This window comes from Pantoea sp. R102 (assembly GCF_004916815.1).
Taxonomy (GTDB): domain Bacteria; phylum Pseudomonadota; class Gammaproteobacteria; order Enterobacterales; family Enterobacteriaceae; genus Pantoea; species Pantoea dispersa.
In genome coordinates this window covers 20646-27630 of sequence record NZ_SDFT01000004.1, presented here as the reverse complement: position 1 = coordinate 27630, position 6985 = coordinate 20646, and the positions used below count along the sequence as shown (strand labels likewise).

Genomic DNA, 6985 nt, shown 5'->3' with positions numbered 1-6985 from the left:
CGCGTTGCGCCAGTGGCGATCCAGCCCATGCTTCAGCAATGTGCCGCGGCTGCCGCTCCACTCCAGCAGCTTTTCGCTGGCTTTCAGTGCAATTTCGGTGGTCAGCACTTTGGCTTCTGCAACCGCGATGGAGGCGCGCGCGCAGTGCGCAGCGGTAAGCGCGTGCGGGTCAATGCTGTCCAGTACGCGCGCCGCACGCACCAGCAGCGCGTTGGCGGCGCTCAGTTCGGTGCTGATACGCCCGACATCGGCGAGAATGTAAGGATCGTCTGCGTTGCGGCTCACGCCCGCGTCCACCCACGGACGCGAGCTGCTGTGAATAAACGCCAGCGCCTCATCCAGCGCGCCCTGCGCGATCCCGGCGTCAATTGCGGCCTGGATCAGCTGAGATACGGCACCGCGCAGTGTTGGTTTATCGGGGGACGGTAGCGCGATGGTCAAACCGGCATCGACCGCCACCTGCTGGAGCTTCACCGTGCCGCTGGCGGTGGTGCGCTGACCGATACCCGACCAGTCATCGATAATCTCCACCCCTGCCGCCGGCAGCGGAATGAACGCCATCACCGGCTGGCCCTCCTGCTGCGCGGTGGTCACCAGAATGTCGGCAAACAGTGCACCGGTTGAATAAAACTTTTCACCGCTGAGCCGTACCCCCTCCGGACCTGACACCAGCTGCGCCTGCACATCACGCGTATGCTTGCTGTTCTTTTCCGGACCGCCGTTGCCAAGCCGCTGGCCCTGTACCACCGCGCTGAGCAGGCGCTGCTGCTGTTGCGCGCTGCCTTCACCCAGGATGAACTGAATCAGCCCGAAGTGGTTTTGCGGAACCTGGCCAAGCGACGGATCGCTGGCGGAGATCAGGCGGAACACCTCCGCCACGGTAGCAAAAGACAAACCGCCGCCGCCAAACTGGCGCGGCACGCTGATACTGCCCAGCCCCAGCTGGGTGAACTGATCGAGCAGTTCACGCGGATAGATACGCTGTTGGTCGCGTTCGGCTGCCCCGGCTTTCGCCTGTTCCGCCAGATGGCGGGCAGCGTCGATTGCCGCCGCGTCAGACGTGATCACCGCCGCGCGCTGAAGTTGTTGAGCCCTGATTTGCGTCATCGCTGGATTCACTTTTTTTTTTGCTGTGATTCACAGGCTCATTCTGCCAGGGCAGAGAGCCGTAACTTAATAACAGATTGAGCGCGATGATAATCAGCGGGAATAACAGCGGTAAAGAGCGCGGTTATGCTATATCCGGCAAACGGCATGCAGAAAGAGAATAAAGAATTTATCAGGGATAAGAAGGCGTTAGCGGGCGCGGAGATGCAGGGTTATTACGCTGAGTGACACGGGAGAATTATCTTAAGTATTAATTCCGCTATCGATAGTGATAAATGACATTATTGTTTTATTGCGCCATGGGCTGGCGCAATAAAGTGGGTATTACTCCTGCGCCAGATACATCGCCGGAGAATAGTGGCGCGTCGATTCACTCTTCTCACTGTGCGGTGTGCTGGTACTGTCGATCAGCTTCGCCAGCTGATAAGTCTTCACCGTTTCCTGCTGCGTCAACTGCCGGGCGAAACGGGCGGTGAGGTTACCCTGCGCATCCTGCGTCACCTCAGTGGTGCTGCGCGTTTCATCGTGAATCTGGTGGTAGTGATAGTTTTGTGACTCTTTGGTTTCATTGAGCGCCAGCGGCGAACTGGCGCTTAGCGCGGTGTGAAAACTGGCGTTCAGCTTAAACAGGGTTTCCTGCGTCATGCGCTGCGTATCGCCGTTCTTCTGCTGGCTGCTGCGCTGCGCCACATCCAGAGCGAAAGTATCTTCTTCTTCCGGCTTCAGCGGATTGCTGGAGCGCGCCGTCTGGTGATAGCTGGCCGAGAAATCCGCCAGGCCGCTGATGGCACCGGCCTGCGCCGCATGCGCGCCTACGGTGATCGCCTGCGGGGTGCGCATCGCCACGCCGGCCGCCGCGCTGGTGCTGTTTAAAGTCTCGAAACCCTGCTTAAACAGTGCCAGCGCCGCGCGATCGCCGTGACCGCGCGAAGCGGCCTGATCAAATTTCGCGCTCCACTGCGCCAGGGCGCTCTGCTGCTGACCGGCGTTGCTGGCCTGCGCCAGGCTGCGCATGTCCGTCGTCAGTTTGAAACTGGCGTCGGCATTATGGAAACCCAGCCAGCGTGAACCCGGGTCGGCATGCAGATTCAGCGACTGCATTACTTCGCCGCTGCGACGCAGGTCGGTTTTCAGATCAACGCTGGCCAGCTGGTTACTGTCAAAACTGAGCAGGTCACCGACATCCAGTTTACCGTTGCCGTTATCCAACCCGCTCAGGGTTTTCTCCAGCGCGCCGGAAAGTTTGGCAATTGCCGCAGCTTCGTCATCGCTCAGCTTACCGTGAGTGGTTTTCAGCGCCACCGCTACGCCATCCTGCTGCCGCGTCATCTGCAGGGTGAGGCTAACGCCGGACTGAGTGGTAATCTCCAGCGCCACCGCGCTCTGCGTGTCAGTTTGCGCGCCGCCGCTGGCCGGTACGCTGATGGTGACATCGTCACGCTGCTGCGTCAGTGCGCTCAGCAGCGCGCTGCCAATGCCGTTCATGCTGACGCCCGAGCTGCGCAGCGCACCCATCGCCTGCGTCTGCATATCAGGCGAAAGAGGCGTGCTGGCGGTGACGCGCGCCGTCGTCATCTGGTACACCGCAGAGATGGTGTCGGTGGCTTCGCTAAAGGTGACTTTCGCCGAGGCGTCTGCCGTCAGACTATTTTGCCGGGTCGCATTGCTTGCCGTGCTGCTGGTTACGCGTGCGCTGGCGCTGCTGAGATGGAGCTGTGAGAAACTACCCGGTCCGATACCGTTAATCATCCTGACTATCCTCGCTGGTATTATACCGATACGTTATCGGCGATCCTGACGAAATCTTTACACTTCCGCACGGCGCGTGACGGTGCAAAATGGTTGTTGAAATTAATAATCATTATCACTAATCTGTCTGGCGCTTTCGCTGTGACACGGAAGTAATTGACTCGCCAGCTAGTAAGGAAGCGCCATGATTTATCGCTTTATCATTCCGCTGTTCACCCTGCTGAACCTGCTGCTCAGCCCCGCTGTCGGTTTCGCCCGGCCTAATATGACGCCGCTCGGACCCAACATTGCCGACAAAGGCTCTGCCTGGTATCGCTTCACTGTTAACACGTTTGATTCCGCTGACGGCCAGCGCCACTACAAGGTGTGGACGGCGGTGCCACGTAAACCGGCACCGGCCAACGGTTACGCGGCGCTGTATATGCTGGATGGCAACGCGGTGATGAACCATCTCAGCGAAGCACTGTTGCAGAAGCTGGCAGCAGGCAACCCGCCGGTGCTGGTGGCGGTAGGCTATCAGACCCCGCTGCCGTTCGATCTCGCTGCGCGCACGCTGGATTACACCCCGCCGCAGCAGGTGCAGGATCGTCGCGGCCGGCCAGCCGGCGGCAGTTCTGCATTCCGCCAGCGCCTGGAACAGACTATCGCGCCGCGTGCCGAACAGCATCTGCCGATCAATGCGCAGCAGCGTGCGCTGTGGGGCCACTCTTACGGCGGGCTGTTTGTGCTGGACAGCTACTTGACCTCCGGATTTTTCCAGCGCTATTTTGCCGCCAGTCCTTCCCTGCGCGGCGACGCAACGCTGTTGCAGCAAATGGCGGCGGTGACGCCCGCATCGTTTAAGCAGAAGCAGCTGGTGCTGATGGAAGGCAACGGCGAATCACGTCCCGGCGTCAGCGATGTGCTGAGCCGGATTCGCACCACTCTCGACGGCATGCATGAAAAAGGCCTGGCGGCTCGCTTCCAGCTGTTTCCCGGGCTCAGTCACGGCCAGATGTTTCCGGCTTCGCTGGAAAGCGCGCTGTCGGCTATGGCGGAAGACGGTGCGCCGTCACGCGCACCGGATGAGTGAAAGGGCAGCTAGTTAAAGAATTTGATGTCGGTTGGCGTTGCCAGCTTCGCCGCCACACCGCGCGCGCTCAGCTTGCCGCTGTGCGCATCAAAATCAAACAGCGTAATGGTGTTGGTAAACACGTTGGTGACATAGAGGTGTTTACCGCTGTTATCAAACGCCAGCGCGCGCGGCTCAATACCGTCGGCGGCATAGCGCTGTGCATCTGTCAGGCTGCCATCGGCGGCAATCTTAAACACCAGCAGATGATTGTCAGATCCGCGGTTAGCGGCAATCAGGAATTTACCCTGCGGGCTGAGAATGATGCCGCCGCCGCTTTTGTAGGCGGCGCTGCTGTTTTGCGTATTCAGCGCCACCTGTGCCTGCCGTTCCAGCCGGTCATCAGTGACGCGGAACACCACGATTTCGCCCGCCATTTCAGTAATCACATAAGCGTGTTTACCGTCGGCGGAGAACACCATGTGGCGCGGACCCGCACCTGGCGCAAAGCTCACATCACGGCTGGTATCCGCCTGCAGCGGCTCTCGCCGATCCGCGTGGTAGCGATAGGCGTGCAGTTTGTCGTCACCGAGATCGGCCGCATACAGATAGCGGCCATCATGGGTAAAGGTGGTGGAGTGCGCATGGCCGCCATCCTGCCGATCTTTTACCACGCCGCTCCCCTCGCTGAACGCGAAATGCTGGACCTGTTCGCCCAGCTTGCCGTCCGACGCAATCGGGAACACCGTTACCCCTGCTCCGCCTTTCGCCACCGAATAGTTGGCGACAAACAGGAATTTGCCGTCCGGGCTAAGAGTGGCGTGCGTCGGCTGCTCGCCGTGGCTGTCGACCTGATTCAGCACCCGCACTGCGCCCTGTTTATCGATCGCCAGCGCGGTAACGGCACCGGCATTCTCTTCATTGGTGGTATAAGCAAACCGCCCGTCGCGTGATTTAACGATCCACGACGGGCTTTTCATCCTGATCACCTCCAGCGGCTTGAGCGTCCCGTCGCTGTTGACCTGCATGCGATACAAACCTTCACTGGGTCGATCCGGCTTTTGTACTGCAGGGGCATCCGGAATACTGGTCCAGGTGCCGACTAATGCTGTTTGATGATGTTCCGTGTTCTGCGCCATAGCACTCCCCGCCAGCGTCAATAGAGCCAGTGATATTGCCACGGTTAAGTTTGTTGCTAAACCGCCAGTTGCCGGTTTTGGGTATCCACTCATTGTCTTTCCACCATAATCGGAATTTTCACGGGCCTGCGCCCAAACCAGGTTGATTTTTTTGTATTGAAACGGACGTTGTTAACGTCTCGTTAACGACTATAGTGGCATTCCCTGCGCGCAAAGCTGCGCAGGCCGATCGGCTTCACAAATCGGTTTATTTAATTGTGCCTTTGCTAATGGGTCATAGCGTTTGGTTATGGATGGCAGGAAGCAGTGTAAAAAGCCCCGGCACGCATGCTTTAATCTTTCCTTTACCGAACTCAGGGATGGTCACGACGTTATGCTGCCGTTTTCTAATGGTTTTTTATTGAGTTTATCGCTGTGTCTGGATATCGGACTCGCCAACATCGCGATGCTGACGCTGGCGATGCAGCGCGGTTATCTGCACGGTTTCTGGCTGGGCATGGGCACCTGCGTAGGCGATTTAATTTACGCCTTGCTGGCGATGGCTGGCATGGCGGTGATACTGCAGTTTACGCCGGTGCGCTGGTTGCTATGGATTGGCGGCGGCATCTTGCTGTTGTGGTTTGCCGCTAAAATGCTTTACGCCGCGCTGGCCAAAAAAATCGATATTCCCACGGCTGAAACCCAGCCTTATCGTTCACTGCTGCGCGAATTTCGGCGCGGCATCGTGCTGGCGATGTCGTCACCGACGGCGATTCTGTGGTTCGCCAGCGTGGGCGGCGCGCTGATAGCCCGCATCGGCCACAGTGATGCCGCTGCAACCTCGTGGTTTCTCAGCGGGTTTTTCCTCGCCGGGGTGGTGTGGACCTGTGTGATCTGCCTGATCGGCAGCATGGGCGGAAAGCTATTAGGCGAGCGCCTGCTGAAGTATTCGTATCTCGCCTCAGCGCTGATTTTCTGTTATTTCGCGGTGTATGTGATTTGGTCGGGATACCGCGAGTTCGTGGCGGTTTGAGTCACAGCGTAATCGTTTAAAATCATGCGATTATCCAGTTAAGACAGCGCAAAGCGTTGTAAGGTCGCCATGGATGGCGACCTGGAAAACGTCGCGCGGCCGTAGAATGCACCACTTAAACGCCGGCAATCCGCCTCAGCTCCGCCTGCGCACCCGGCGCCACCGCCAGCACCTGCGCGCCTTTTAACAGCCGATCGCCCTCGGTGTTAAACGGGTGATACCAGCCGCCGGCCTCTTTCACCAGACAGTAACCGGCCAGGCAATCCCACGCGTGCATGTAGGGTTCGAAATAGCCCACCACGCGTCCGGCTGCCACCCACGCCAGCATCAGCGCACCAGATCCGATACGGATAAAGTTGCCCCCCGCTGCCAGCAGCGACGCCAGCAGGCGGCCCACCTCTTCCGGGCTGACATAGCTATTAGCGCCAAAGCCGGTAACGTGATTTTGCAGCGTACGTGACGGATCCACCTGTAAACGGCGGCCATTCAGCTTTGCGCCCTGGCCGAGCGCGGCGACGTAGCACTCCTGATAGGTCGGCGCAAAGATCACGCCAATCACCGGTACGCCGTCATGCAGCACCGCAACGGAAACACACCAGTTTGGCATACCGTTGAGGAACGGGCTGGTGCCGTCAATCGGATCGACCACCCAGGTGTAGCCTGACGTGCCCGGCTGCAGGCCGTACTCCTCGCCAAGAAAACCGTCGTCCGGGAAGCTGGCGCGAATCTGCTGGTCGATCATCTGTTCCACCTCGCGGTCAGCACGTGATACCACATCCTGCAGGTCGTGCTTGGTTTCGACCACCAGCGTGTCACGCTGATTGAAGTAGGCCAGCGCCTTCTCCCCGCCCGCCCGCGCGACGCGTTCGGCCAGCAGCAGACGCGATTGCAGCGCGTCATTTTTCGTATCACTCATGCGTTATCCTT

Annotated in this window: 6 protein-coding genes; 2 read left to right on the top strand and 4 right to left on the bottom strand. The window is 59.0% G+C overall.

Annotated elements, in window-relative coordinates; genetic code table 11:
* Positions 1–1107: SfnB family sulfur acquisition oxidoreductase (locus tag ERD80_RS00560; protein ID WP_136545515.1), on the bottom strand; the 1107-nt coding region annotated here is incomplete at its 3' end.
* 324 nt (positions 1108–1431) lie between these two features.
* A complete protein-coding gene (locus tag ERD80_RS00555) occupies positions 1432–2856 on the bottom strand; it encodes a hypothetical protein (protein WP_136545514.1) in 1425 nt (474 codons plus the stop codon).
* Positions 2857–3040: 184 nt separating this feature from the next.
* Here ERD80_RS00555 and ERD80_RS00550 point away from each other — a divergent pair, with 184 nt between their 5' ends.
* Complete coding sequence (locus ERD80_RS00550) at positions 3041–3928, top strand: alpha/beta hydrolase-fold protein (RefSeq protein ID WP_211145549.1); 888 nt, start codon at positions 3041–3043, stop codon at positions 3926–3928.
* Positions 3929–3936: 8 nt separating this feature from the next.
* On the opposite strand, the gene ERD80_RS00545 is transcribed toward ERD80_RS00550, so the two are convergent.
* Positions 3937–5046 (bottom strand): lactonase family protein, encoded by a 1110-nt coding sequence (locus tag ERD80_RS00545; protein ID WP_058781085.1) that lies wholly within the window; start codon positions 5044–5046, stop codon positions 3937–3939.
* 373 nt (positions 5047–5419) lie between these two features.
* Here ERD80_RS00545 and ERD80_RS00540 point away from each other — a divergent pair, with 373 nt between their 5' ends.
* Complete coding sequence (locus ERD80_RS00540; protein ID WP_058781084.1) at positions 5420–6058, top strand: LysE family transporter; 639 nt, start codon at positions 5420–5422, stop codon at positions 6056–6058.
* A 115-nt stretch (positions 6059–6173) separates the two neighbouring features.
* Here the strand turns inward: ERD80_RS00540 and ERD80_RS00535 are convergent, their stop codons facing one another.
* A complete protein-coding gene (locus tag ERD80_RS00535) occupies positions 6174–6974 on the bottom strand; it encodes an inositol monophosphatase family protein (RefSeq protein WP_136545513.1) in 801 nt (266 codons plus the stop codon).
* Positions 6975–6985: the final 11 nt, after the last annotated feature.

Bases quoted from the DNA above. Each gene is read 5' to 3' on its own strand.
- ERD80_RS00555 (WP_136545514.1), bottom strand. From the start codon at position 2,856: ATGATTAACGGTATCGGACCGGGTAGTTTCTCACAGCTCCATCTCAGC.
- ERD80_RS00550 (WP_211145549.1), top strand. From the start codon at position 3,041: ATGATTTATCGCTTTATCATTCCGCTGTTCACCCTGCTGAACCTGCTG.
- ERD80_RS00545 (WP_058781085.1), bottom strand. From the start codon at position 5,046: ATGGCGCAGAACACGGAACATCATCAAACAGCATTAGTCGGCACCTGG.
- ERD80_RS00540 (WP_058781084.1), top strand. From the start codon at position 5,420: ATGCTGCCGTTTTCTAATGGTTTTTTATTGAGTTTATCGCTGTGTCTG.
- ERD80_RS00535 (WP_136545513.1), bottom strand. From the start codon at position 6,974: ATGAGTGATACGAAAAATGACGCGCTGCAATCGCGTCTGCTGCTGGCC.